Source organism: Myxococcales bacterium, from assembly GCA_016717005.1.
Taxonomy (GTDB): Bacteria; Myxococcota_A; Polyangia; order Haliangiales; family Haliangiaceae; genus UBA2376.
The window spans coordinates 53795-77768 of record JADJUF010000019.1 but is presented as its reverse complement, the minus strand read 5'-3'; the positions used below and the strand labels follow the sequence as shown (position 1 = coordinate 77768).

The 23974-nt window shown below is 74.7% G+C and carries 17 protein-coding genes and 2 pseudogenes; 8 read left to right on the top strand and 11 right to left on the bottom strand.

Going from position 1 to position 23974, the window contains the following annotated elements:
* Positions 1 to 75: 75 nt before the first annotated feature.
* From tolB to tolQ, 4 genes and pseudogenes are all read right to left on the bottom strand, one after another.
* A complete protein-coding gene (gene tolB / locus IPL61_17485; protein MBK9033031.1) occupies positions 76 to 1374 on the bottom strand; it encodes a Tol-Pal system beta propeller repeat protein TolB in 1299 nt (432 codons plus the stop codon).
* A gap of 23 nt (positions 1375 to 1397) precedes the next feature.
* A complete protein-coding gene (locus tag IPL61_17480) occupies positions 1398 to 2108 on the bottom strand; it encodes a TonB C-terminal domain-containing protein (protein ID MBK9033030.1) in 711 nt (236 codons plus the stop codon).
* Positions 2105 to 2546 (bottom strand): annotated as a pseudogene (locus IPL61_17475) (biopolymer transporter ExbD). The gene IPL61_17480 and the pseudogene IPL61_17475 overlap by 4 nt, the downstream one beginning before the upstream one ends.
* A gap of 101 nt (positions 2547 to 2647) precedes the next feature.
* A pseudogene (tolQ, locus tag IPL61_17470) lies at positions 2648 to 3362 on the bottom strand (protein TolQ).
* Positions 3363 to 3488: 126 nt separating this feature from the next.
* On the opposite strand from tolQ, the gene IPL61_17465 reads away from it, so the two are divergent.
* From IPL61_17465 to IPL61_17450, 4 genes are all read left to right on the top strand, one after another.
* A complete protein-coding gene (locus IPL61_17465) occupies positions 3489 to 3911 on the top strand; it encodes a hypothetical protein (GenBank protein MBK9033029.1) in 423 nt (140 codons plus the stop codon).
* 130 nt (positions 3912 to 4041) lie between these two features.
* The gene (locus IPL61_17460) at positions 4042 to 4782 is read left to right on the top strand and encodes a hypothetical protein (GenBank protein MBK9033028.1); all 741 of its coding nucleotides are present in this window, start codon (positions 4042 to 4044) and stop codon (positions 4780 to 4782) included.
* A gap of 662 nt (positions 4783 to 5444) precedes the next feature.
* Positions 5445 to 6038 (top strand): DNA-3-methyladenine glycosylase 2 family protein, encoded by a 594-nt coding sequence (locus tag IPL61_17455; protein MBK9033027.1) that lies wholly within the window; start codon positions 5445 to 5447, stop codon positions 6036 to 6038.
* A gap of 41 nt (positions 6039 to 6079) precedes the next feature.
* A complete protein-coding gene (locus IPL61_17450) occupies positions 6080 to 7417 on the top strand; it encodes a hypothetical protein (GenBank protein MBK9033026.1) in 1338 nt (445 codons plus the stop codon).
* An 83-nt stretch (positions 7418 to 7500) separates the two neighbouring features.
* On the opposite strand, the gene IPL61_17445 is transcribed toward IPL61_17450, so the two are convergent.
* Positions 7501 to 8247 (bottom strand): 2OG-Fe dioxygenase family protein, encoded by a 747-nt coding sequence (locus IPL61_17445; protein MBK9033025.1) that lies wholly within the window; start codon positions 8245 to 8247, stop codon positions 7501 to 7503.
* Positions 8248 to 8305: 58 nt separating this feature from the next.
* Here IPL61_17445 and IPL61_17440 point away from each other — a divergent pair, with 58 nt between their 5' ends.
* The gene (locus IPL61_17440) at positions 8306 to 8947 is read left to right on the top strand and encodes a hypothetical protein (protein ID MBK9033024.1); all 642 of its coding nucleotides are present in this window, start codon (positions 8306 to 8308) and stop codon (positions 8945 to 8947) included.
* A 13-nt stretch (positions 8948 to 8960) separates the two neighbouring features.
* Here IPL61_17440 and IPL61_17435 read toward each other — a convergent pair whose 3' ends face one another.
* Together IPL61_17435 and IPL61_17430 are read right to left on the bottom strand one after the other, a co-directional pair.
* Positions 8961 to 11258, bottom strand: coding sequence for a VCBS repeat-containing protein (locus IPL61_17435; protein ID MBK9033023.1), 2298 nt, complete (start codon positions 11256 to 11258; stop codon positions 8961 to 8963).
* Between the two features lie 50 nt (positions 11259 to 11308).
* A complete protein-coding gene (locus IPL61_17430; GenBank protein MBK9033022.1) occupies positions 11309 to 13462 on the bottom strand; it encodes a VWA domain-containing protein in 2154 nt (717 codons plus the stop codon).
* Between the two features lie 81 nt (positions 13463 to 13543).
* Here IPL61_17430 and IPL61_17425 point away from each other — a divergent pair, with 81 nt between their 5' ends.
* The 3 genes from IPL61_17425 to IPL61_17415 all read left to right on the top strand — a co-directional run bounded on the left by IPL61_17425 (position 13544) and on the right by IPL61_17415 (position 17577).
* Entirely contained in the window at positions 13544 to 14782 is a 1239-nt protein-coding gene (locus IPL61_17425) for a patatin-like phospholipase family protein (protein ID MBK9033021.1), read from the top strand.
* A gap of 189 nt (positions 14783 to 14971) precedes the next feature.
* Positions 14972 to 16729 carry an ATP-binding cassette domain-containing protein gene (locus tag IPL61_17420; protein MBK9033020.1) on the top strand — a complete coding sequence of 586 codons (1758 nt, stop codon included), beginning with the start codon at positions 14972 to 14974 and terminating at the stop codon, positions 16727 to 16729.
* Complete coding sequence (locus tag IPL61_17415) at positions 16726 to 17577, top strand: alpha/beta hydrolase (GenBank protein ID MBK9033019.1); 852 nt, start codon at positions 16726 to 16728, stop codon at positions 17575 to 17577. Before IPL61_17420 ends, IPL61_17415 begins: the two co-directional genes overlap by 4 nt.
* A 55-nt stretch (positions 17578 to 17632) precedes the next feature.
* Here the strand turns inward: IPL61_17415 and IPL61_17410 are convergent, their stop codons facing one another.
* From IPL61_17410 to IPL61_17395, 4 genes are all read right to left on the bottom strand, one after another.
* Complete coding sequence (locus IPL61_17410) at positions 17633 to 18112, bottom strand: hypothetical protein (protein ID MBK9033018.1); 480 nt, start codon at positions 18110 to 18112, stop codon at positions 17633 to 17635.
* The gene (locus IPL61_17405; GenBank protein ID MBK9033017.1) at positions 18109 to 18546 is read right to left on the bottom strand and encodes a hypothetical protein; all 438 of its coding nucleotides are present in this window, start codon (positions 18544 to 18546) and stop codon (positions 18109 to 18111) included. Before IPL61_17405 ends, IPL61_17410 begins: the two co-directional genes overlap by 4 nt.
* Positions 18547 to 18876: 330 nt before the next feature.
* Positions 18877 to 20493 carry a hypothetical protein gene (locus IPL61_17400; protein MBK9033016.1) on the bottom strand — a complete coding sequence of 539 codons (1617 nt, stop codon included), beginning with the start codon at positions 20491 to 20493 and terminating at the stop codon, positions 18877 to 18879.
* Between the two features lie 139 nt (positions 20494 to 20632).
* Positions 20633 to 23578, bottom strand: coding sequence for an SUMF1/EgtB/PvdO family nonheme iron enzyme (locus IPL61_17395; protein MBK9033015.1), 2946 nt, complete (start codon positions 23576 to 23578; stop codon positions 20633 to 20635).
* Positions 23579 to 23974 lie beyond the last annotated feature (396 nt).

The window sequence follows — 23974 nt, the reverse complement described above, 5'->3', positions numbered from 1 at the left end:
ACCGACCCGGTCTGGATGAGACCTCCGACCTCGGGGTCCCCTGCACCTGCCTGGGCTCGGCGAACCCGCCGTCGATCAGTTGCCCGGGGCCGGGCCCCAGTCGATGCCGGTGACCGAGCCGCTGAGCACCTTGATCGCCTTGCCGACGCCGTCGGCCGACGCGATGTAGATGCCGCCGCCGCCGCCGCCGGTGCGCGCGAACGCGATCGCGCGGCCGTTGGGCGACCAGCTCGGCTCCTCGTTCGAGCCCTCGTTCTGGGTGATGCGCGTCATCTTGCCGCTGTCGACGTCGAGCGTGACGATGTCGTAGCTGCCGCCGTCGCGGGTCGTGTACGCGAGCACGCGCGCGCCCTTGGCCGGCGACCACGACGGCGTGGTGTTGTAGCTGCCGTTCTTGCTGACCCGTCGGGCCGCGCCGCCGCCGGCCGGCGCGACGAAGATCTGCGGCCCGCCCTCGCGGTCGCTGACGAACGCGATCGTGCCGCCGTCGGGCGACCACGCCGGGCCGGTGTCGATCGCCTTGTTGTTGGTGAGGCGGGTCAGGACCGAGCCGTCGGACGCGCTGATCACGTAGATGTCGGGGTTGCCGTCCTTCGACAGCGTCACCGCGATCTTCGAGCCGTCGGGCGACCAGCTGGCGCCCGTGTTCATGCCGCGGTAGCTGGCGATCTTCTTGGGCCGACCGCCGCCGGCCCCGACCACGTACAGGTCGGGGTTGTTGCGCATGTACGAGGTGAACGCGATCTGCCCGCCGCCCGGCGACCACGCCGGCAGGATGTTGGTCGAGCTGTTGCGCGTGACCGAGTACGGGTGGGCGCCGTCGAAGTCGACGACCATCACCTGCGACGCGCCCTTCTTCTTGCTGACGTACGCCAGGCGCGAGCCGAAGAAGCCCGACTCGCCGGTGTAGTACTTGACGACCTCGTTGCACCAGGCGTGGGTCAGCTTGCGCAGGTCGGCCTTGCTGCCCTTGTAGCTCCTGGTCAGCACCGCGCTGGCGCCCTTGGACACCTCGTACAGGCGCGCCTCGAGGTCGAGCTTGTCGCCGGTGACGACGACGCGGTACTTGATCACGCCGTAGGCGCCGACGTCCTTCCACTTGCCGGGGTCGAGGCCGAGCTTCTCGGTCGCCAGGTCGGCCAGGAACGACGCCGGGTCGAGCACCTTGAAGTACCCGGCCACGTTCAGGTCGAACGTCGCGACCGCCGCAACCTCGGCCGCGGCGGCGCCGTCGGAGTCGACCGCGACCGGCACCGCGATCGGGTAGCGGCCGCGCTTGGCGCCGGTCACGTCGATGATGACGCCGTCGTCGGCCGACGCCACGGGCGCGGCCACGGCCAGCGCCGCGAGGAGCACGATCGCGCCCGCCAGCACGGAGCGGCGGCGGCGACCGGGGATCAGACCTTCATGCGGTAGCATATCCATTTCCTGGTCTTGGGGACGAGGTACGTCGGCACCGGCTTCGGGGTCTTCTCGCGACGCTTCTGCAGCGCCTCCAGCGCGCGCTCGACCGAGTCGTCGAGCTCGGCGTTGCCGCTCTTCTCGCGCAGCACGTACTCGGGGATCGTGCCGTCGGGCTCGAGGTGGATGCAGCCGATCGGCGTGCCGACCTCGGACAGGATCTCGGGGAACTCCCAGCCGCGCAAGAGGTCGCTCTTGAGCGCGCCCAGGTACGGGTCGCCGCGCGTCTCGTCGCCCCACCCGTCGTCGGAGCCGTCGAACGCGCCGACCACCGGCTGGGTCGCCGGCCCGACCGGGAGCTCCTCGTCGTCGGCGCGGTGCTTGTTCAAGACCGCGTTGATGTCGACCGGCGCCGTGGGCTCGTCCTTGGGCTGGTCGACCGGCTTGGCGTCGGCGTCGCGCGACACGCCCTCGGGCTTGACCGGATCAGGCGGCGGGCGGAACTGCTTCTGCGGCTGCACCACCGGCGCCGGCGCCTTCTCGGCCAGGGCCGCGTCGATCACCTCCATGTCGGCGTACGGATCGGGCTTCGCCGCCGCGTCGTCGGCCTGGCTGTCGGCCCACCACACCGCCACGCCGACCGCGGCGGTGATGAACGCCGTGCCGAACCCGGAGTAGGTGTGGAGCGCGGTCCCGGACAGGCTCATGGGCTGGCCTCGAGCTCGTCGAGCTTCAGGTTCGTGGTGGGATCGGTGAGCAACAGGACCTTGGGCACGCCGGCCTCCTTGGCGACCGCCATCGCGGTGACCACGACCGCGTACGGGAGCGTGCTGTCAGCTTCGACCTGGATCCAGCGCCCTCCTTCTTCACCGTCTCGTTGGCCGAAAGCTTCACCTTCAGATCCGTCCACGTCACGGCGTGCCGCCCAGGTACAGCTTGCGGTCGGCCTTGATCGACAGCACCAGCTTGCCCTCGGGATCCTCGACCTTCTGGGCCGTGACCTGGGGCAGATCGACGTCGACGCCGGTGTTCATCATCGGCGCCGTCACCATGAAGATGATGAGCAAGACCAGCATGACGTCGACCATCGGCGTCACGTTGATCTCGCTGTTCATCTCGTCGTGGCCACCGGCCTTCATGCCCATGGTGAGGCTCCTCGGTTCGTGATCACGCGCGCGCGCCGGGACCGTGGTCTCGTGCGCGGCGCCGGGCTGCGGCCCCCGCGGGCCCGACGAGCGATCGCCCGTCAGTGCAGGAAGTGCCGCTTGATGATGTTCAGGTAGTCCTGCTCGAAGGTCTCCATCTCGGACCGCAGGACGCGGATGCGACGCACGAAGTAGTTGTACGCCATGACCGCCGGCACCGCCGCCACCAACCCGATCGCGGTCGCGAACAGCGCCTCGGCGATGTGCGGGCCGACCGGTGTCGAGGGTGGCGTTGCCCTGCCCCGAGATCGACTGGAACGCGGTCATGATGCCGATGACCGTGCCGAACAGCCCGATGAACGGCGCCGACGAGCCGGTCGTGGCCAAGAACGGGGTCATCGACTCGAGCCGGGTGGTCTCGACGGTCTGGGCCTTCCGGAGGGCGCGCTCGACGTTCTCGAGGTTGCCCTCCTTGTCGTTCTTCATGCGGTCGTCGGCCGACAGCTTGGCCAGCTCGGTGTAGCCGGCGACGAACATCTGCGAGATGGGGCTGTTGCGCAGCATCTGCGCGTGCTTGTAGATCTGCTCGATGTCGCGCGAGCGCCAGAACGACTCGTTGAACATCACCGACTCGCGCGACGCTCGTCGGATGTACAGCGTCTTGTAGATGATGATGTACACGCCGATGAGGAACATCGCCGTGAGCAGCGCCATCGTGACCTTGACGATCCAGTGCGCCTGCTTGATCAGGGAGACCATGTCGGTCGACCCTGCGGCGTCCAGCGCGACCCCAACGAGCTTGGAAAGTTCTGGCATCTCCGGTGGTTACCCGATAGCATGGGGTCCGTTGTCGGGTCAACTTCGGAACCGCACGTGCCTGTGAATACGGACGCCTCGCCACCGGTCGAACCCTCCGAACCACCCCGCCGCAGCCACGCCACAGTGTGGCGAATCCTCGCGACGGTCGTGTGTCTTGGAGTTCACGGATGCACTCAACCCACCGGTGGCGCTGTCGAGCTGTCCTGGGCCCTGCGCAGCGGGCTCGACCGGGACATCCCCGACTGTGCGGGCGAGCGGATCGGCCGCATCCGCCTGTGGTGGGACACCGGCACGACCCGGCGCTGGCAGGCGTTCGCGTGCGACGACAACCACGGCGTGACGGCCTTCGACCTGCCCACGGGGTCGGTGGCCCTATCGATCACTCCGGAATGTGCGGACGGGACCAGCGCAGATCCCGACACCTACACGGCGCCGCCGGTGATCGTGCGCGACGTGGCCACGGGGCAAGCCGTGACGTTGGGCGCGCTCTTGCTTATCGTGGACGTGGACGACTGCGCCAACCGGCCGTGCATCTGCGCGCCGTAGGCTCGATCACACCTACCCGTTTGCTGCCCGCGCTGGATCGGCGCGTCGCTTGCACCTCTGCTGCTTGCGCGGGATAGTGCCCGCCAGGATCCTCACCGGCCGATGAGGCCATGCTCAGGGAGAACGAAACATGAAGAACCTAGTCTTGTCGGCAATGTTGTTCGCGGGCCTCACCCAGGCCGCTGGTTGCATCATCGTGTCCGATGACACCACCACCACCGGCGAGGGCGATATCGACGTCACCTGGTCGCTGGTGTCGACCGACGGCAGCAACAACACGATCGCGAGCAGCTGCCCGGCCGGGTCGGGCACGATCAACCTGTACGCCCTCCGCGACGGCGAGTCCCAGCCGTACAGCGACAAGTACCTGTGCTCGGACGCCCACGGCCTGATGGACCGCCTGCCGGTCGGCGGCTACACCGTCTGGCTCGAGATCACCGACACCTCGGGCGCGACCAAGTACGCCATCTCGGGCGACTACGCCGCGACGGTGACCGAGGCCGGGCTGTCGCCGCTCAACGTGTCGCTCTACACCGACCGCGCGTTCTTCGCCGCGAGCTGGAACCTGACCCGCATGGGCTCGGCCACGACCTGCAGCCAGGTCGGCGCCGACAAGGTCTCGGTGCTCGCGACGGTCACCGGCGGCTCGAACGGCTTCGACGACGACAGCAACCTGTGCACCGCCGGTGAGGGCAACAACATCGCGATCACCCAGCTGCCGGTCCCGACCGGTCAGTCGTACACGGTCGTGATCGCCGCGCTCAACACGGCCGGCCTGTCGCTCGGCGACTCGGCGCCGCTGGTCAACCGCGCGCTGGCGATCGGCAACACCGCCCTCGACCTGCAGACCGTCGAGATCCCGATCCTCTGAGCCGCGCGTCGGCGCCGGATCGATAGGACGAGCTCGGGCGACCGGGCTCGTCGGGTTTTCGGCGCCGCCGGAGTGCAGCTCGCGCGGCGCGCCGGACGCCGCCGGCCGCGCGGCGCCGGCGCGCCCCGTCGAGGGGATGAACCGCCCCCCCCCCCCCCGCGGCGGCCGCGCCCCGGGGGCCCCCCCCCCCCCCCCCCCCCCCCCCCGGCCCGCCCCCCCCCCCGGCCCGCCCCCCCGCCCGCCCCCCGCGGGCCCCCCCCGGCCGCCCCCCCCCCCCCCCCCCCCCCCCCCCCCCCCCCCCCCCCCCCCCCGCCCGGGGCCCCCCCCCCCCCCCCCCCCCCTCCTCGCTGGTTGCCCCCGGGCGCCTCCCCTGCCCCCCCCCCCCCCCCGGGGGGTTCCTCCCGGGCCCGCCCCCCCCGGGCCCCCCCGCCCTCTCTCCCCCCCCCCCCCCCCCCCCCCCCCCCCCGGGCTCCCCCCCCCCCCCCCCCCCCCCGGCGCCTCCCCCCGGGGCCCCCCCGCCGGGGGGGGCCCCTCCCCCCCCCCCCTTTCCCCCGGGCCGGCGATCACCGGCCCGCCCTGATCGCGGGCCCGCGCGCGGGCCGGCTCCGCGACCGTGGCACAATCGCCCGGTGACGTACGACCTCGCCGTCGCCACCGCCCACCTGCGCTCCGCCGAACCTCGGTTCGCGCCGCTGATCGAGCGCCACGGCGCGCCGACCTTGTCGCCGACCCGCGATCCGTTCGCGACCCTGGGCAGCGCGATCATCCACCAGCAGCTCGCCGGCGCCGCGGCCAAGACGATCCAGGGCCGCTTCCTGGGGCTGTACCCGCGCACGGCGTTCCCGCGGCCGGCGGCGCTGCTGGCCACGCCGCTCGAGCGCCTGCGCGCCGTCGGGCTGTCGCAGGCCAAGGCCCGCGCGCTGCTCGACCTGGCCGCGCACTTCGCCGACCGCCGGATCACCGCGCCGACGCTCATGGCCAGCGACGACGACGAGGTCGCGCGGCGCCTCCTGCCGGTCCGCGGCATCGGCCCGTGGTCGGTCGACATGTTCCTGATGTTCGGGCTGTGCCGCCCCGACGTGTGGCCGGTCGGCGACCTGGGCGTGCGCCTCGGTCTACGCCAGTTCCTGCGGCTGCGGACGACGCCGGCGGGACCGCGGCTCGTCAAGCTGGCGGGCCCGTGGCGGCCGTTCCGCTCGCTGGCCGCCTGGTACATGTGGCGCGCGGTCGAGGACGCGCGCGCGTCGGCGCGGTGACCGACCCGCGGCGCCGGGCTCGTGATACTCACGCCCTCGCGATGAGCGCGAGCGGCAACACGCCGACGGGTGGCGGACGGGGTCCATCGCGGACCTTCCAGACGCCGGCCGGCTTCCGCGACAGCCCCGATCCCGTGCTCGCGCCCGCCGAGGTGCTCGCCTCGCAGTACAGCGCCCGGCGTGAGGTCGCGCGCACCGACACCGGCGCGCTGGTCGAGGCCTGGGACATGCTGCTCGAGCGCACGGTCCTGCTCAAGGTGGCCTGGCGCGATCCCGGCGCGGCGTCGCTCCTGCTCGAGGCGCGGCGCTGCTCGGGCGTGGCCAGCGACGCGGCCGCGGCGATCTACTCGGTCGGCAACCACCGCGGCGTCGAGTTCGTCGCCGGCGAGCGCCTGCTGACGACGTCGCTGCGCGAGCACCTGCGCGGCTACGCCACCGCCGGCGCGCGGATGAGCGTCGACGAGCTGATCGCGCTGTTCACCCGGGTGGCGCGCGCGGTGGCGGCGATCCACGCGGCCGGGTTCACGATCGGCGATCTCGACGCCGAGACCATCGCGATGGTCGGGCTGCGCCGCCTGGTGTTCGGCCGGTTCTCGCTCGGCCAGGTGCCTGCGGTCGGACCCACCGGGCTGTGCCTGGCGCCCGAGGTCGTGCTCGGGCGGGTCACGCCGACCGATCCCACCGCGGCGATCGCGATCGATCTCTACGGCCTCGGCTGCCTCGGCCTCGAGCTGGCGCTCGGGCGCGCGCCGTTCGCGGACGAGTCGACCCAGGCGCTGCTCACCGCCCACGCGCGGACGCCGGCGCCGACGGCGACCGAGGCCCGCGCCGATCTCCCGGCCGAGCTCAGCGATCTGCTTGGCGAGCTGGTCGCCAAGGATCCCGAGGCGCGGCCGCCGACCGCCGTCGCGGTGGTCGAGCAGCTCGAGATCATCGCCGAGCGCCTGGCCGCGGGACGCCGCGGGATGCGGATCCTGGTCGTCGACGACGACGCCGACCGCGTGCGCGCGATCTGGAGCGCGGTCCGCCGCGCGCACCCGCGGGCCCAGGTCGACGCCGCGCGCGACGGCCGCGAGGCCGCCGGCAAGCTCACCCGCGACCGCCCCGACCTGGTGCTGATCGACGCCGCGCTCGGCGTCCGCGCCGCGGGGATGAACGCGCTCGAGCTGGTGATGTTCACGCGTGGCCTCGAGGAGGCCGCCGCGACCCAGCTGATCTTGTACGGCGCGATCAACGAGCGTGATCAGCCGATCGTCGCGCAGTTCGGCGTCAACGTGATCGCCGCCGGCCCGCGCCTGGGTCGCGCGGTCGCGGCGCTGGTGCGGACCCAGGCCGCGGCGCCGCGGCTCGGCAACGCCCGCCGCACCGTCACCGGCTGAGCGCGCGGCCGCGGACCGGCACCGGCTGCGCCGCGCCCGCCGGACCGTCACCGGCTGCGCCGCGCCCGCCGGCCCCGCGCGGCTCACGGCGCCTGGAAGCCGCCGCTGCGGTAGGTCAGCACGAGCGTGTCGCGATGACCGCGCGCCGGGCCGATCGGCACGATCGGCGTGGACTCGTGGATGACGCGGGTGTCGTCGAGGAGCACCGCGCTCCACGGCTGGAGCAGCGTGAAGCGCAGCCCGACCGGGCCGGCGGCCTCGAACACCCGGGTCTCGCCGCCGCGGATCGCGTGGCGCGCGACCAGGATCACCGCGACGAAGTCGACGCCGTCGCGGTGCGCGCCCTCGGGCGTGGGCCGGCCGACGCCGCCGTCGGTGTCGATCCGGAACGGGTGCGCCTCGAGGAAGAACCGATCGCCGACCGGTCGCCGGACCGCCGCGAACGTGTGCGCGAGGTGCCCGATCAGCTCGCGCCAGGCGACCTCGTGGACCAGCGCCGGCGCCAGCGGCTCGAACCATCGCTCGAGGCCGCCGTGGAGCGCGTTGTACGTGGTCGACTGCCAGTGCGCGCGGTGCAGCACCGGCTCGATCCGGGTGACGCCGCCGGCGAGGTGGACGATCGCGCAGCCGTGGCGGCGCGCGCGGTAGTGGCCGCCGTCGCGCAGGTGCGGGTCCGGCGGCAGATCGTCCCAGTAGCGGGCGAGGTCGGGCAGCGCGGTCGTGTCGGCCAGCGCCGCCAGCGCCGGCGCCGTCAGGGTCGCGAACCCCTGCTCGGTCAGGCGCGCGCGCGCCTGCGCGTCATCGAGGTCGCGATCGAGGTCGAGCTGCACGGCCCGATGCTACGCCGACCGCCACCGACCGCAACTCGCGGTGCGCTACGCTGGCGCGGTGTCGATAGGCCTGTTCCTGGTCGTCGCGATGCTCGCGCTCGGCAGCGCCGCCGCCAGCGTCCGCGTGCGCCGGGCCCGCCGGCTGGCGCGGACGGTCACGCGCGCGACGATCGCGACGGCCGCCGAGGGCGGATCGGTGCGGGTGGTCGGCGCCGTCGTCGCGACCCACGCCACCCTGACCGCGCCGATGACCGGGCGCCGGTGCGCGGGGTACGAGGTCGAGATCGCGCTCTACGTCGGTGGTCGCGCGCCGTGGTCGCTCGTCGCCCTCGAGCGCCGGTCGAGCGACCTCGTCATCGCCGACGCGACCGGCGTCGCGATCGTCGAGCTGGCCGGCGCGGTGATCGACGACGAGGTCAGCCTCCGGATCGGCCACGCCGGCGCGGCGACGCCGGACATGCTCGCGCTGTGCGCGCGGGTCGACGCACCGCCACCAGGGCGGGGCCGCCTGCGGTACCAGGAGCGCGCGCTCGAGGTGGGCGCCGAGGTCGCCGTCATCGGCCGGGCCGTGCGCGAGCCCGATCCCGACGGCCACCACCGCGTCACCGGCTACCGCGAGGGGCCGCCGACCCGCCTGCGCTTCACCGGCACGGCCGCGCGCCCGCTCCGCGTCACCGACGATCTCGACGCGCTGGCGTGACCGCCGTCAGGCGTCAGTCGACCCGCGGGCACTGCACGTCGGTGGCGCCGTCGTCGTTGTTGGTCTCGTCGCACTCGGCGACCGTGCCCGGCGGCGTGTCGACGCTGACGAAGTACGCGGTCGGCGTCGCCGGGTCGGCGACGGTGACCGTCAGGATCGTGGACTGGCCCGGCAAGAGCGGCACGGTCGTGGTGGCGGCGCCGACCACGGTGCCGGCGGCCGAGGTGCCGCGGTAGAAGGTCACGTCGACGCCCGGGCGCACGCCCAGCGCGCCGAGGTTGGTGACGCGCGCGCGCAGCACGATCGAGCCGCCCTCGCACTGATCGAGCCCGATCGACAGGTCGACCGCGAGGTCGGGCGCGTTGAACACGCCGTCGCCCTGGACGTTCTGGCGGTAGTTGTTGAGCCCGGGCGTCGCCCAGTTGGGGTCCTCGACCAGCGGCACGTTGCCGACCGAGGTGGCGTTGGTGACGTGGTAGGCGTGCTGGGTCCAGACCCGCCGGGTCGGCACCCACTGATCGCGGGCGTCGCCGTAGACGTACAGGCCGCGGCGCGGGGTGACCCCGGGGCAGTCGGTGGCGGCGTTGGCGTCGTTGGCGACGACCATGATCTCGGAGTTGCCGTCGCCGTCGACGTCGACCACCAGCGGGTACTCGTGGATCGTGCCGGTGGTGTTGGGGATCGTGAGCTGGACCCGGCCGTCGGTGCCCGAGTACACGCGCATGTAGCACTCGTCGTTGTAGACGACCTCGGCCGAGCCGTCGCCCTGGAAGTCGAACACCGACGAGCCGCTGGCGTTCGACGACAGATCGTGGGTCGCCTGCGACCAGCGCGTGAAGATCGCGCCGGCGGCGGGCGTCGGGGTGACGCCGGTCAGATCCTCGCCCGGGCGCGCCAGATCGTAGAGCGAGTAGCTGTACCCGCCGGCCACGCCGAGCTCGGGGCGGCCGTCACCGTCGAAGTCAGCGATCGTCGGCGGGCCGCCGCGGTTCTGGGTGGCGCCCCCGGGGATGTCGAACGGCTGGGTGCGCAGGGCCGGGATCAGGCACGCGACGCCCGACGGATCGCGCCCGCACCACAGCACGCCGGTCCGTCCGTCGAGGACGTGGACCTGGGCGGAGGCGGCGAGCACGACCTCGGGGTGGCCGTCGCCGTCGAGGTCGGCCACCGCCGGGTAGCCGTCGGGGCCGCTGTACGTCCAGTACGGGGTCACGGTGGCGGTGGCCGGCGGGCCGGCGTTCCACTGGACCTTCCACGCCTGCTTGCCGGTGATGATCTCGGGGCGGCCGTCGCCGTCGAGATCGGCGACCGCGGCGATGCCGCCGGTGTACGTGTTGTTGGTGCCGAGCGTGGGCCCGGCGCCGTTGCCGCCCTGGTCCCACAGGACCGTGCCGTCGTGATCGAGCAGCGCGCCGCCGATCACGATCTCGGCCATCGCGTCGCCGTCGAAGTTGGCCAGCGTGACCGCGGCGTTCTCGATCGTGAAGCGGTGGGGCGCGCCGCCGGGATCGTGCGAGGTCCACAGGACGGCGCCGGTGCGATCGATCGCGACGATCAGGCTCTTGAACGTCGCGTCGACCCGCGACGCGTAGATCACGTCGGGCAGCGCGTCGCCGGACACGTCGCCGACCGCGATCGTCGAGCGGCCGTGGGCGCCGTAGCTCACCGGCGGGTTGTGCGGGATGCCGGGCACCAGGACCGCGCCGGTGCGCCCGTCGAGGATGGCGATGCGCCCGCCCGGGAACCCGGCGCCGTCCTGCTGGGTCAGGTTGACGACCACCTCGGGCGCGCCGACGCCGTCGAGGTTGGCGACCACCGGGATCGAGATGATCTGGTCGGTCGTGAACGCCCACTCCTGCGTGACCATCAGGTCGGCGAACTGCGGCACCAGCTCGCAGGTCAGCGGGTCGGGCTGCGGCAGGCACTGGCCCAGGGTCGGCTCGCAGAACTGGCCGGGCCCGCAGTCGTACGAGTCGCCGCAGGCGGCGCCGGGCGCCACGCACGCGGCCGCGAGGCAGACCTCGCCCGCGGCACAGCACGTGGTCAGGTCGGCGCCGCAGTGGACGCCGCTGGTGCACGCGGTCAGGCAGCGGTCGTCGACGCACTCGTTGCCGGCGCCGCAGCAGGTCGCGGGCGAGCCGCACAGCGTGCCGCCGGTGCACAGATCGGCGTCGACCCCGCCGTCGCCGGCGACCGCGTCGAGGCCGGGGCCCGCGTCGGGATCGCCGCCCCCGGGGCTGTTGCGGCCGCCGCACGCGGCGAGGAGCACGGCGGACAAGGCGATCGCCCTGGACCAGCGTCGATCGATCATGACCGGGGAGGATATCGCACTCGGCCCGGCCGCGGATCACCAACGCGGGCTCACTCGAGCGGCGGCGCCGCGGGCTCGTCGGCCGAGAACCCCAGGTGCTCGTCGAGCTGCGGCTCGGGCTCGTCCTCGGGCGCCCGCAGGTAGATCGGCTTCGTGACGATCGCGATGCTCTCGGCCAGGCCCGCCAGGCCGTAGGTCGGCACCTCGATGGCGTAGCTGGCCGCGGCGACGCAGGCCACGAACGTCGACGGCAGGGTCGTGCCGCCGAAGCGCGCGTCGTGGACCTCGCCGCGCGCGATCTCGAGCGTGACCTCGAGCGTGCCCTCGAACCGGGCGTGGCCGCGCAGCGCGTCGACGTAGCACGCGCGCACCGCCGGCCAGAGCTGGTACTTGATCAGGTACTTGTAGGTCGTGTCGGGCAGGTTGTCGTCGGCCGCGGTCGCGGCGTCGGCCGCCGCGGGCTCGCGCTCCGCGGCGTCGAGTGCGGCGGCCCCCGGGGGCGGCGTGCGCGTGAACGCGCCGGTGGTGCGGGCCAGCTCGAACCGTGCACCGCCGCCGGGCGCGCCGACGTCGATCATCGCCAGCGCGCTGCCGGGCGTCACGGCCCGGGTCCGCCGGGCCAAGGTCAACAGGTCGGCCGGATCGAGCGCGGCGGTGTCGCGGCTGACCGCGCCGCGCCCGGCGGCGGCCGCGGCCAGGGCGTCGAGCGTGGCCGGCAACGCGGTCGCGGTCGCGGTGATCGTCGCCGGGCCGCGCTGCCCGACCAGCCGCACCGACCGGGCCGGCGCGCCGGCGTGGCTGACGTGGACCACGACGCCGTCGCCCGGCGCCAGCTCGTCGGGCAGCGCGACCGTGACCGGCGCGTCGTCGACCAGCACCGCGAGGTCGCGGATCGGCAGATCGTCGGCGAGCTGGCGCGGCAGCGCCGCCGCGCGCGCGGCGATCTCGGTCGTGCGCAGGGCGATGACCTTGCCGTGGAACGCGGCCGCGAGCGGCGCCAGCACCGCCCGATCGGGCAGCGGCGCGCCCGGCACCACCGGCACCAGCACGTCCAGCGTCGCGGTGCGGGCGGGCATCGTCGCGGCGCCGAGCAGATCGGCCGCGGTCACGCGCGTCGACAGGATCGCGTCGGTGATGACCACGACCCGGGCCGGCTCGTCGCCGACGGTCGCCGCCGCCAGGTTGAGCGCGTCGGCCAGGTCGGTGCCGCCGCCGACGGCCGTGGCGGCCAGCGCCTCGCGCACGCGCCGCCGGGCGTCGCGCGCGGGGATCCACGCGCCCAGCGCGCGCCGGCTGGCGCGGTCGAACACGATGGCCTCGACCGGCGTCGCCGCCGGCGCCGCGGCGATCAGCGCGTCGGCCAGGGCGCTGGCCGCGGCCCGGCCCTCGGCGCCCATGCTCCGGGTCGTATCGATCACCAGCAGCAAGCGCGGCGGCGCGAACGTCGCCAGCGCCCGCCGCGGCGGCAGGTAGACCGCGACCGAGGTCAGCGCCCGGGCCGCGCCGATCGGCTGGGACCGCATCGCCACCACCGGCGCGGCGCTCCTCCACTCGGGCTCGACCTCGATCGCGAGCGCCCGCGCGTTGGCGACCTGGGTCCGCCCCCCGGCCGGCGCCACCTTGACGCCGTTGACGAAGGCGCTCGCGAACCGCCGCACGCCGGCCTGGGCCTTGGCGTGGACGGTGACCGCGCAGCGCGCCAGGGCCGGATCGTCGCCGCGGGCCGGCACGATCACCTGCAGCCGACCGTGGCGGTAGCTGGCGGCCACGCTCCACGTCAGCGTCAGCCGAGCGCGCGCGGCGGCGGTGACCGGGAACACCCGGGCCTCGAAGACGTCCGCCTCGGCGCTCGACGCCAGCCAGCGCACCAGGCCGCGGTCGGGCGCCAACCCCAGCCGCTCGGCGTCAGGGGTGGCCGTCGCGAGGGCCTCGGCCGACACCGCGACGGCGCCCGCGCCCGGACCGGCGCCGACGGCGACCCGGGCGTCGACGATCGCCGCGCCGGTCGGCAGCTCGAACCGGTAGACCGCCTCGGCCGGCGCCGCCTCGGCCCCGGTCAGGTCGTGGGTCTCGGTGACGGTCGCGATCGGCCCTGCCAGCCGGACGTCGACGGCGCACGCGGTCTCGCGCGCGTCCGCGAGGTCGGCGCGCGCGACGGTCGGGACGAGGATCAGGGACAGGAGCGCCAGCGCACGCAGGGCCATGGTGGTACCGACACCGCCGGGGCCGCGCGGTTTCACCTCGGTCGCGTGGACACGGCCGGCCGACCGCGCGACGATCCGACCGTGGTCACTCACGCGCGCGCGCGGGTCGGGATCGTGCTGTCCGGGGGCGGCTCGCGCGGCGCCTACGAGGCCGGCATCGTCCAGTACCTCCGCACCGACCTGGCCCAGCGCCTGGGCCGCCACGTCCCGATCGACATCGTCACCGGCACCAGCGTCGGCGCGATCAACGCCGCGTTCCTGGCCTCGACGATGGACGACCCGGTCGGCCAGTGCCGCCGGCTGATCGACGCGTGGCGCGCGCTGCGCATCGAGGAGCTGATCGGCCTGGGCGCGCGCGATCTGTGGCGCGCGACCAAGCAGCTGGTCGGCCGCGAGCCCCCGCCGCCGAAGCCCGGCAGCTTCCGCTACGGCGGGCTGCTCGACACCAGCGGGCTCGAGCGGTTCGTCGTCAAGCACATCCCGTGGGCCGGCATCGACCGCAACCTGCGCTCGGGTGTCCTGCACGCGATGTCGGTGTCGGCGACCCACGTCGGCAGCGGCCACACCGTCGTGTTCGTGTCGTCGGCGGGGCCGGTGCCGACCGGCTGGAGCAAGGACCCGTTCGTCCGCCACCAGGCCGCGCGCATCGGCCCGCGCCACGTGCTGGCGTCGGCGGCGATCCCGCTGCTGTTCCCCTCGGTGAAGATCGGCGACGCGTTCTACACCGACGGCGGCCTGCGCCAGAACACGCCGATGTCGCCGGCGATCCGCCTGGGCGCCGACCGGATGTTGATGGTGTCGCTGCGGCACATCGAGGCCGCGCCCGCGCCCGCGCCCGGCCCGCTGCCCGCCGGCTACCCGCAGCCGCTGTTCCTGCTCGGCAAGGCGCTCAACGCGCTGATGCTCGACCACACCGAGTACGACCTCGACCGGATGAAGCGGATCAACGCGATCCTGGCCGCCGGCACCGCGGCGTTCGGGCCCGACTTCGTCGAGGTGATGAACCGCGAGCTGATCCGCCTGCGGGGCGCGCCGCTCCGGTCGATCGAGGCCATGCACATCCGCCCGTCGACCGACATCGGCATGATGGCGTCGACGTTCGTGCACAGCGGCAAGCTGCTGGTGTCGAGCCCGGTCACGCGCCGGCTGATCGAGCGCCTGGCCGATCGCGAGAGCGGCAGCGAGAACGACCTGCTGTCGTACCTGCTGTTCGACGGCAACTGGGCCAGCGAGCTGATCGAGCTGGGCCACAAGGACGCCGCCGCGCAGGAGGACGAGCTCGTGCGGTTCTTCACCGAGCCGGCGGCGCCGGCGGCGTGACCACCGGCGCCGACGGCGCGGCGCCGCCGCGGGCCGACGCCACTGGCGCGCTGGTCGCGCGCGCCCACCTGACCGATCGACCGGGGCGGCGTCGACGGACGCCCCCGACCGGTCTGCTAGGGTAGCGCCGTGAGCGACGACGACGACGACGAGCCCAGCGGGCCGCCCGGCCCCGACGAGCGCCCGCCCCTGACCCGCGACCGCCTGGCGATCCTGTGGCGCATCGCGACGCTGCTGCGCCCGCACACCGGCCGCCTGATCGTCGCGCTGATCACGCTCTTGCTGGCGTCGGGGCTGTCGCTGGTCTACCCGGCCGCGGCCAAGTACGCCGTCGACGCCGGCCTGTCCGAGCAGTCGGCGGCGCAGCTCGACTCGGTCGTGCTGGTGCTGTGCGCGGTGTTCGTCGTCCACGCGGTGCTGGTCTGGATCCGCCACTACTCGATGAGCTGGCTCGGCGAGCGGGTGGTCGCCGACCTGCGGGCGCTGGTGTTCGAGCGCATCCTGCGGCTGCCGCTGGCGTGGTTCCACGAGCGCCGCACCGGCGAGCTGGTCGGCCGGCTGGCCTCGGACGTGACCGTGGTCGAGGGCGTCGTCGGCAGCGAGCTGTCGCTGACCTTGCGCAACGTGGTCCAGCTGATCGGCGGCCTCGCGCTCCTGTTCGTCACCAACGTCAAGCTGACGCTGCTGATGCTCGCGGTGATCCCGCCGATCGTGCTGGGCACGATGGTGTTCGGCCGCGCGATCCGACGCATGAGCAAGCGCGTCCAGGACGGGCTGGCCACGGTGTCGGGCCACGTCCAGGAGGCGCTGGGCGCGATCCAGACCGTGCAGGCGTTCGTGCGCGAGCGCCACGAGGCCGGCCGCTACCGGGCCGGCGTCGAGGACGCGTTCCAGCGCTCGCTGTCGCTGGTGCGGTGGCGGGCGTCGTTCTTCTCGGCCGCCACCACCGCCGGCTACGTCGCGATCGCCGCGGTGGTGTGGCTGGGCGGGCGCGCGATGATCCGCGGCGAGATCACGCCCGGCGAGCTGACCTCGTTCTTCCTGTACACGTTCATCGTCGCCGGGGCGCTGGCCGAGCTGGCCAGCCTGTGGGGCGCGCTGCAGCGCGCCGCCGGCGCCACCGAGCGCCTGTACGCGATCATCGACACCGTGCCGGAGATCCGCGATCCCGACCGGCCGGTGCCGCTGCCGCCCGGCGACGGCGCGATCCGGTTCGAGCAGGTCGACTTCGCGTACCCGGCCCGGGCCGACCACCCGGTGCTGCACGGCTTCGACCTGACCGTGGCCCCGGGCGAGGTCGTGGCCCTGGTCGGCCCGTCGGGCGCCGGCAAGACCACCGTGCTGCAGCTGCTGCTGCGGTTCTTCGACGTCGACGCCGGCCGGGTCACGCTCGAGGGCGTCGACGTGCGCGCGCTCGCGCTCGGCGAGCTGCGCCGGGCCACCGCGATGGTGGCGCAGGAGCCGGTGCTGTTCGCCGGCACGCTGCGCGACAACCTGGCCTACGGCAGGGACGACGCCACCGACGCGCAGATCCACCAGGCCGCCCGCGACGCCAACGCCCACGACTTCATCATGAGCTTCCCCGAGGGCTACGGCACGATGATCGGCGAGCGCGGCGTCAAGCTGTCGGGCGGGCAGAAGCAGCGCATCGCGATCGCGCGGGCGCTGCTGGTCGACCCGCGGGTGCTGATCCTCGACGAGGCCACCTCGAACCTCGACTCCGAGAGCGAGGCCCAGGTCCAGGAGGCGCTGGCCCGGCTGATGCGCGACCGCACCACGCTGGTGGTCGCGCACCGGCTGTCGACCGTGCGCGACGCCGATCGCATCGTCGTGGTCCACGGCGGCAAGGTCGCCGAGAGCGGTCGCCACGCCGAGCTGATGGCCGCCGGCGGCCTGTACAAGCGCCTGGTCGAGCACCAGGTGTTCGTCGAGGATCCCGCGGCGTGATCGAGCCGATCCGCGTCGGCGAGTTCACCGCGCTCGCGGCCGGCGCGGCCACCGATCCGGTGGTGCTGGTGCTGCACGGCTTCCCCGACACGCCGACGACGTTCGCGCCGATGATCGCGGCGGTCGCCGCCGCCGGCCACCGGGTGGTCGCGCCGTGGCTGCGCGGCTACGCGCCGTCGCCGCTGGCCGGCCCCTGCCACGCCGACGCGCTGGCCACCGACGTCCTGGCCTGGGCCGAGGCGCTGTCGCCCGACCGGCCGGTCGCGGTCGTCGGCCACGACTGGGGCGCCGCGGTCACCTACGTCGCGTGCGCCCGCGCGCCGGCGCGGATCCGCGCGGCGGTGACGATGGCCGTGCCGCACCCGGCGGTGTTCGTGCGCGCGCTGGCGACGCCGGCGCAGCTGGCGCGGTCCTGGTACATGCTCGCGTTCCAGCTGCCGGGCTCCGAGCGGGTCGCCGCCGCGCGCGACTTCGCGCTGATCGACCGGCTGTGGCGGACGTGGTCCCCGGGCTACCACCTGCCCGACGACCTGCGCGCCGAGCTCCACGCCACCCTGCGCGCGAGCTGGCCGGCGCCGCTCCTGTACTACCGGGCGCTGACCCGGCCGCTGGCCGAGGCCGCGGCGCGCCTGCGCCGCCGCGATCGCATCGCCGTGCCGACCCTGTACCTGCACGGCGCCGACGACGGCTGCATCGGCCCCGCGGTCGGCCTGGGCGCCGAGCGCTACTTCACCGGCGGCTACCGGCGCGAGGTCGTGCCCGCGGTCGGGCACTTCCTCGCCGTCGAGGAGCCCGCGGGCATCGCCGCGCGCGTCGTCGCGTGGCTGCGCGGCCACGCGCCGGCCTAGGTGGCTGGTGTGAAACGCCGCGAAAAACACCAGCCGCGGGGCGCCGAGGACCGGGTCACAGCTCGAAGCCGACGGACGACGCCGCCTGGATGCGCGCCGTCAGCCAGGCGATCGTGCGCGGCGCCGGGGCGATGCCGCGCAGGCGCACGGTCGTGACGTCCTCGCTGGTGGGCGCGATCATCACATCGATCGTGCCGGCGTCGGGGCGGCAGTCGACCACGACGATCGCGTCGTAGGTGCCGTCGCGGCCGCGGCTGCGCAGCGGCCGGGTGTCGGCCCAGGCCCAGGCCAGCACCGATGGCGCCAGCGTCGCCGGTAGCTTCGCGCGCACCGCCGCGAGGTCGCGCCGGGTCAGCTCGAGATCCTCGCCGGCCTCCTTGAGCTTGCCGGCGATGCTGTCGACGCAGCGCTTGCCGGCCGCGCCGCCCTGGCCTGCGTCGACGAGCAGCGTGACCACCGGCCGCCAGCCCGCGTGCGCAGGCGCGGCGACGGTCAGCGCCAGCGCGGTGGCGGCGACGACGAGCGCGCGGGTCATGGCGTGGCTCCGGCGGCGAGGGCGAGGGTGTCGAGCACGGCCTGGACGGCGCCCTCGTCGCCGAGGTCGGGGCCGGCGGGCTGGCCGCGCTGGACGATCACCGGGTCGGTCGACGGCGGCCGGAACGCGACCCAGGCGCCGAGCCCGCCGCTCCGCCGCCTGGGCTTCTCGCCGATCGGCGGGAGCAGCTCGAGCACCAGCACCACCGGCGCCGCGGCCCAGGCCGCCGGTAGCGCCGGCGAGGTCCCCGGCTCGGCGTGATCGATCCAGGCCCGGGCCACGGCCTCCTCGTCGGGCGACGCGTCGACCAGCGCCGCCGAGTTGCGGCCGCGCGCCAGCCCGCCGCGCAGCCGGTCGACCGCCTTCTGCTCGGAGCCCAGGAGCTCGGGGCCGTGGATCAGCACGACCCGCGGCGCGCCCGCCGGCGTCGGCACCGCGGTGCTGGCCGGCGCCGCGTCGATCGCGGGCGCGGCGTCAGTGACGAGCGCCGCGTCGACGACCAGCGCCGCGTCGACGACGCTGGCCCCCGCCCCCGGCCCGGCCGCCGAGCCCGACCCCGACCCGGCCGCCGAGCCCGACCCCCGACCCGGCCGCCGAGCCCGACCCCGACCCGGCCGCCGAGCCCGACCCCGACCCGGCCGCCGACGAGCCCCGCCCCTGCACGCCAGCGTCGCGGTCACGACCGCGACCAGGAACATCCGCGTCATCGAGGCGAGCGTACCAGGCGATCGCACCGATCGCACCGCACGCACACCACACGACGCTCACCAGGTGGGCGGGGCCACGATCGAGCCGAGCGGCGCGACCAGGGTGTAGCCAGCGACCGCGGAGGCCGTCGTCGTGAAGTACTCGCTGTTCTTCTTGAACAGCTTCAGGGTCACCATCGTCCAGCCGAGCTTGGTCAGGACGTCCGGCGACGGCGGGGTCGCCCAGATGTGCCCCTCGACCTTGCACGCCGTGTAGCCGCTCGGCAGCGCGAACACCGCCGGCGCCGTCGTCAGCCAGTCGCTGTTCTTCTTGCAGGACTTCAGCGCGACGAACGTGCCCGCGTCAGCGCCGTAGTTCGCCCTCAGGATGTCGCGGCCGATCGTGGTGACGATGGTCCCGTACAGCATCGGGACCGGGGAGGTGCTGTAGCCGGCCTCGGGCAGCGTCGAGCCTCCGACGTGCGCGCCGTTGTAGGAGCCGACGGTGGTGGTGTAGTGGTCGCCGTTGGTGGCGTGCTTCCAGTGCCACAACCCGACGTCGTTCCAGGTCGAGTCGACCGCGAGCATGGTCCCGCCGCCGGCGAGCGAGGACAGATCCGTCGGGTAGTCCTCGCAGAACTTGCCGTGCGGAACCCACGTCGGCGGATCGCCGGCGACCATGTCGTACGGCAGGCGCGGGTCGCGCAAGGTGCCACCGGCGGCGGTGCACCGATCACCCACCGGCAGCCCCTGCCAGCGCAGCTTCGACAGGCACTGCACGTTCTTGCCGCTCCACAGCGCCTCGAGGTGGTACTGGCCGGCGATCGACTCGACCGGCGTCGTCGAGGCGGCCGGGCTCGGGACCATGCCCCCGACGGCGTCGGTGGCGAGGTTGCCAGGCACCAGGTCGACCAGCTCGATCGACGTGCCGTCGATGGTGTGGCTGCCGGCGTCGAGGCAATAGTCGGCGCGGCCGGCGCTGACGGCCACCTCGTAGAGCGACTCGCCGTCGATCTGGATGCCGGCGAGGTTGCTGAACGTGCCGACGCGGAGGAAGCCCCAGCTCATGACCTTGGCGGCGAGGCCGTTGCCGGTCAGGTCGGCCAGCGCGGTGGGCTTGATCCCGGCGGCGGTGTACTCGCTGCAGCCGAACGACACGTCGCCCGTCGGGCCGAAGTGCCCGCTCCGCGAGATCCGGCCCGAGACCGGGTAGGCCAGCCGGTCGCTCTTGCAGTACGTGACCCAGCTGGTGCCGCCGATCGCCCAGGCCGCGTTGTGCTTGACGACGTACCCGGTCATGGGTTGCCCCAGCGGGCCGGTGAACTGGGTGGTGGACTCGATCTTGAGGCGCGGCACGCTCGACGACGGGCCGAGGAAGATGGCGCCGTTGGCGGCGGTCGCCGAGCACGGCTGGCCGTTGATCGACAGACACGGGCCGGCGGCCTGCGACTCGACGATCGCGACGGTCACGCCGACGCCGGCGATCGTCACGCCGGTCGACGACCCGGCGATGAAGTCGGCGTTGCCGTTGGGGCCGATGAAGACGTCGGCGGTGTCGCCGAGGAACCAGCGGCCGTTCTCGCGGCCGCCGCTGCCGGGGCTGATGCCCGAGGCCTCCTCGCCGAGATCAGGAGCGTCGACACAGGCGATCAGCGTCGACGACAGGAACAACCCAGCCCAGAGGTGTCTATTCATACCAGCGGGATGAGCAGCTACCGTGCCACCCGGATCGGTGCAGTAAGGAAGCGTACTCATTCCCGAGGTTATTCTCGGGGTCCTCAGCGCGCGCCGAATCGGCGCGCCATCCCAGCGCGGCGATCGACCGCGCGCCGTTTCAGCGCGCGTCGGCGCAGATGCGGACGCCGGTGCCGCCGCTGCGGAAGTTCGGCTCGTTGCCGAGGTTCTTGCTCGACCGCGACGAGAACCCGCCGCTGTACCAGTCGCCGCCGCGGGTCACCGCGACCTCGGGCGTGCTCTCGACGAACTCCCAGACGTTGCCGAGCAGATCCGCGACCCCGAACGGGCTGTCGGACGCCGGGTGGCTGCCGACCTGATCGGGTCCGAACGAGCCTGGCACCTCGCCGTAGGTCTTGACCAGGTCGGCGTCGTCGAGCTCCAGCTGATCGCCGTGCGGATAGATCCGGTCGTCGGCGCCGCGGGCCGCGCGCTCCCACTCGGCGCCGGTGCACAGCCGCGCGCCGCGCACGCGCCCGGTGCGGTCGAGCCAGGCGGCGTAGGCGCGGGCGTCGGCGATCGTGATGCCGGCCACCGGGAACAGGGTCCAGTCCTGCGCGACCCGGCGCGCGCGGCCCTGGTAGCGGAACGGCGCGCCGCGCCGCGCCCGGTACGTGGCGTCGGCGTGGGTCAGCGTGAACGCCCAGGCCCCGTCGGCGTCGACGGTGAGCTCGACGCCGCTCGCGAACCCGGCGCCGGGCCGCGGCCGGCGCTCCTCGCGCTCGGCCGGCGCGAGCTGGTCGAGGAACTCGATCCACTGGGCCAGCGTGGTCTCGGTCCGCGCGATCCAGAACCCAGGCAGCTCGACCTGGTGCTGCGGCGGCGCGGCCAGGGCCTTGCGCACCTCCTCGGGCTCGGCGCCGAACAGGAACCGCCCCGGCGCGACGTAGGCGAACCCCGCGGGCGCGGTCGCCGCGGCCGGCAGGGTCAGCGCCAGGGCCAGCCGCTCGCCGCGCGCCAGCGTCACCGGCGCCTGCACCCGCACCCGCCCCGGGCTGTCCACGTCGACCAGGCAGCTGGTCGGGGGTGTCGTCACCGTCAGCGTGCGCCCGCGGACGTCAGCCAGCGGCAGCCCAGGCCGACGGGTCGGATCGCTCGCCACCGCGCACCGCACGACCAGCTCGGCGGGCGTGTCGACGGTGACCGTCAACGTCGCCGGCGCGTCCCAGGTCGCGGCGACCTCGGCCGAGTAGGTGGCGACGCGCGCGCGCAGATCGGCGACGGCGTAGGGATCGTGATCGCGCTCGGCCAGGACCGCCTGGGCGTGGAGCAGCTCGGCCAGGCGCGTGCGCAGGCGCGGGCGCGCCTCGATCAGCAGGGCCGACTCGAGCGCCGACGCCGCGGCGCGGTAGGTGTCACGGGTCTCGCGCGACCGGGCCTGGGCCAGGCGCCAGGTGTCCTCGGCCACCGCCTCGTCCGCGGCGGCGTTGGTGCGGGCGTAGCGATCGAACTGCGCGAACGCGTCAGCGCGGGTGCGATCGGCGACCGCGGCCTGCGCGCCCGCGGCGCCGGCGAGCTTCTGCGCGCGGGCGACGTGCGCGGCGATCTGCCGGTCGCGGGCGCGGGCCTGGGCCCAGCGCGTGCCGACCACGGCGGCGACGATCGCGGCCACCGCCAGCGCGACCAGGCTGAGCGTCAGCGTGCGGCGGCGGGCCAGCGCGCGGCGCGACGCGGCGACCAGCGCGGCCTCGCGCGCGGCCAGGTCGGGGAGCGTCGCCGCCTCGCTGAGCTGACGCCGCGTGAGCAGGCCGTCCCTGCCGCGGCCGAGCCGCGCCCACTCGGTGGCGGCCGCGGCCAGGCGCTGGCGGCGCGCGCGCAGCCCGACGTCGTCGGCCAGCCACTCGGCCAAGGTCGCCCAGTGGACGATCAGCGCGTCGTGCGCCAAGGCGTAGCTGGCGCCGGCGGCGCCGTCGCGGGCGACGACGAGGCGGCCGTCGATGAGCGCGTCGAGCACCGCGCGCGCGCCGGCGGCGTCGACGGCCAGCTCGGCCGCGTCGCGGATCGCGCTGGTGCCGTCGCTGGTGACCAGCGCGGTCAGCAGCCGGCGCGCGGTGGCGCGGCCGGCGGGATCGAGCGCGGCGATCACGCCGTCGGCGTGCCGGGCCAGGGCCCCGCCGACACCGCCGATCGCGACCACGTCGGCGGCGGTGATCCGGACGGTGGTGACGTCGCGCCGCTGCCACAAGAGCGCCAGCGCGAACTGGAGCAGCGGCAGGCCACCGCGCCCAGCGCTTTCGGCGACCAGCGCGTCGACCGCGGCGGCCTCGAGCTCGACGCCGACGACCGCGGCCGGGCCGAGGATGGCCTCGCGCCGGCCGGCGTCGTCGAGCGGGCTGACCAGGTGCAGCCCGCGCGTGACCAGCGCGCGCAGGCCCGGGACGTCGGCCAGGCGGGTGACGAAGTCGCCGCGCACCGACGCGATCACCCGCAGGCCGGGATCGCCGGCCAGCGCGGTCGCCAGCACGTCCGCGAGCTCGACCGCGTCCGCGCGCGGCGCCTGGGTGATCAGCTCCTCGGCCTGATCGACGAACACGACCAGGCCGGCGCCGCCGTGGGTCGCCGCCGCGAGCGCGCCGGCGAGGTCGTCGGGGCCCGCGACGCCGAGCGCGGCCCGCGCGGCCGCGAGGGGGTCGGCGCCGGGGCGGAAGGTCGCCGTGATCCACGCGCGCGCACCGCCGAGCCCACCGGCGGCGATCGCCGGCAGCACGCCGGCCCGCACCAGCGACGACTTGCCGACGCCCGAGTCGCCGACGACGACCACCGCTTGTTCGCCGCGCAGGCGATCGACGATCGCGCCGACGTCGGCGCCGCGGCCGAAGAACAGCGCGCGATCGTCGGCGGCGAACGCGGCCAGGCCGCGGTACGGGTTGTCGACGTGGGCCACCGGCGCGCCGGCCGCCGCGGTCGCGAGCGCCTGGGCCATCGCGTCGGCCGAGGCCGGCCGGGCCGCGGGCTCGCGGGCCAGCGCGCGATCGACCACCGCCGCCAGCGCCGGATCGACGTCGGGCGCCACGGTCGCCAGCGCCGGCGGATCTTGCTCGAGCACCGCCGCGCGCCAGCTCGTCGAGATCGCGGGTCGGGTAGACCGGCCGCCCGGTGGCCAGCTCGAACAGCACCGCGCCCAGCGCGTACAGATCGGTGCGCTCGGTCGCGGCCTCGCCGCGCCACTGCTCGGGCGCCATGTAGCGCGGCGTCCCGAGCACCGCCCCCGGCTGCGTCAACGTCAGGTCGCGGACCGGCGCCGGCCCCGCGCCCGCGGGCGCCTCGACCGGCAGGTCGGCGGTGTCATCGAGGGCCGGCGCCGGCGGACCGGCGTCGGCGGTGACCGCGACGGCGTCGATCGTGTCGCCCGTGTCGCCCGTGGGCCGATGGTGGCCGGCCAGCGTCGACGGCGTGACGTCGTCGGCCGGCGGCGCGACCGGCGCCACCGCGGCGCTGGCCA

What these genes read in the sequence shown, in the direction of transcription:
- IPL61_17480 (MBK9033030.1), bottom strand. Translation starts at nt 2,108, where the DNA reads ATGAGCCTGTCCGGGACCGCGCTCCACACCTACTCCGGGTTCGGCACG.
- IPL61_17400 (MBK9033016.1), bottom strand. Translation starts at nt 20,493, where the DNA reads ATGAATAGACACCTCTGGGCTGGGTTGTTCCTGTCGTCGACGCTGATC.
- IPL61_17460 (MBK9033028.1), top strand. Translation starts at nt 4,042, where the DNA reads ATGAAGAACCTAGTCTTGTCGGCAATGTTGTTCGCGGGCCTCACCCAG.
- IPL61_17435 (MBK9033023.1), bottom strand. Translation starts at nt 11,258, where the DNA reads ATGATCGATCGACGCTGGTCCAGGGCGATCGCCTTGTCCGCCGTGCTC.
- IPL61_17450 (MBK9033026.1), top strand. Translation starts at nt 6,080, where the DNA reads ATGAGCGCGAGCGGCAACACGCCGACGGGTGGCGGACGGGGTCCATCG.
- IPL61_17410 (MBK9033018.1), bottom strand. Translation starts at nt 18,112, where the DNA reads ATGACCCGCGCGCTCGTCGTCGCCGCCACCGCGCTGGCGCTGACCGTC.
- IPL61_17430 (MBK9033022.1), bottom strand. Translation starts at nt 13,462, where the DNA reads ATGGCCCTGCGTGCGCTGGCGCTCCTGTCCCTGATCCTCGTCCCGACC.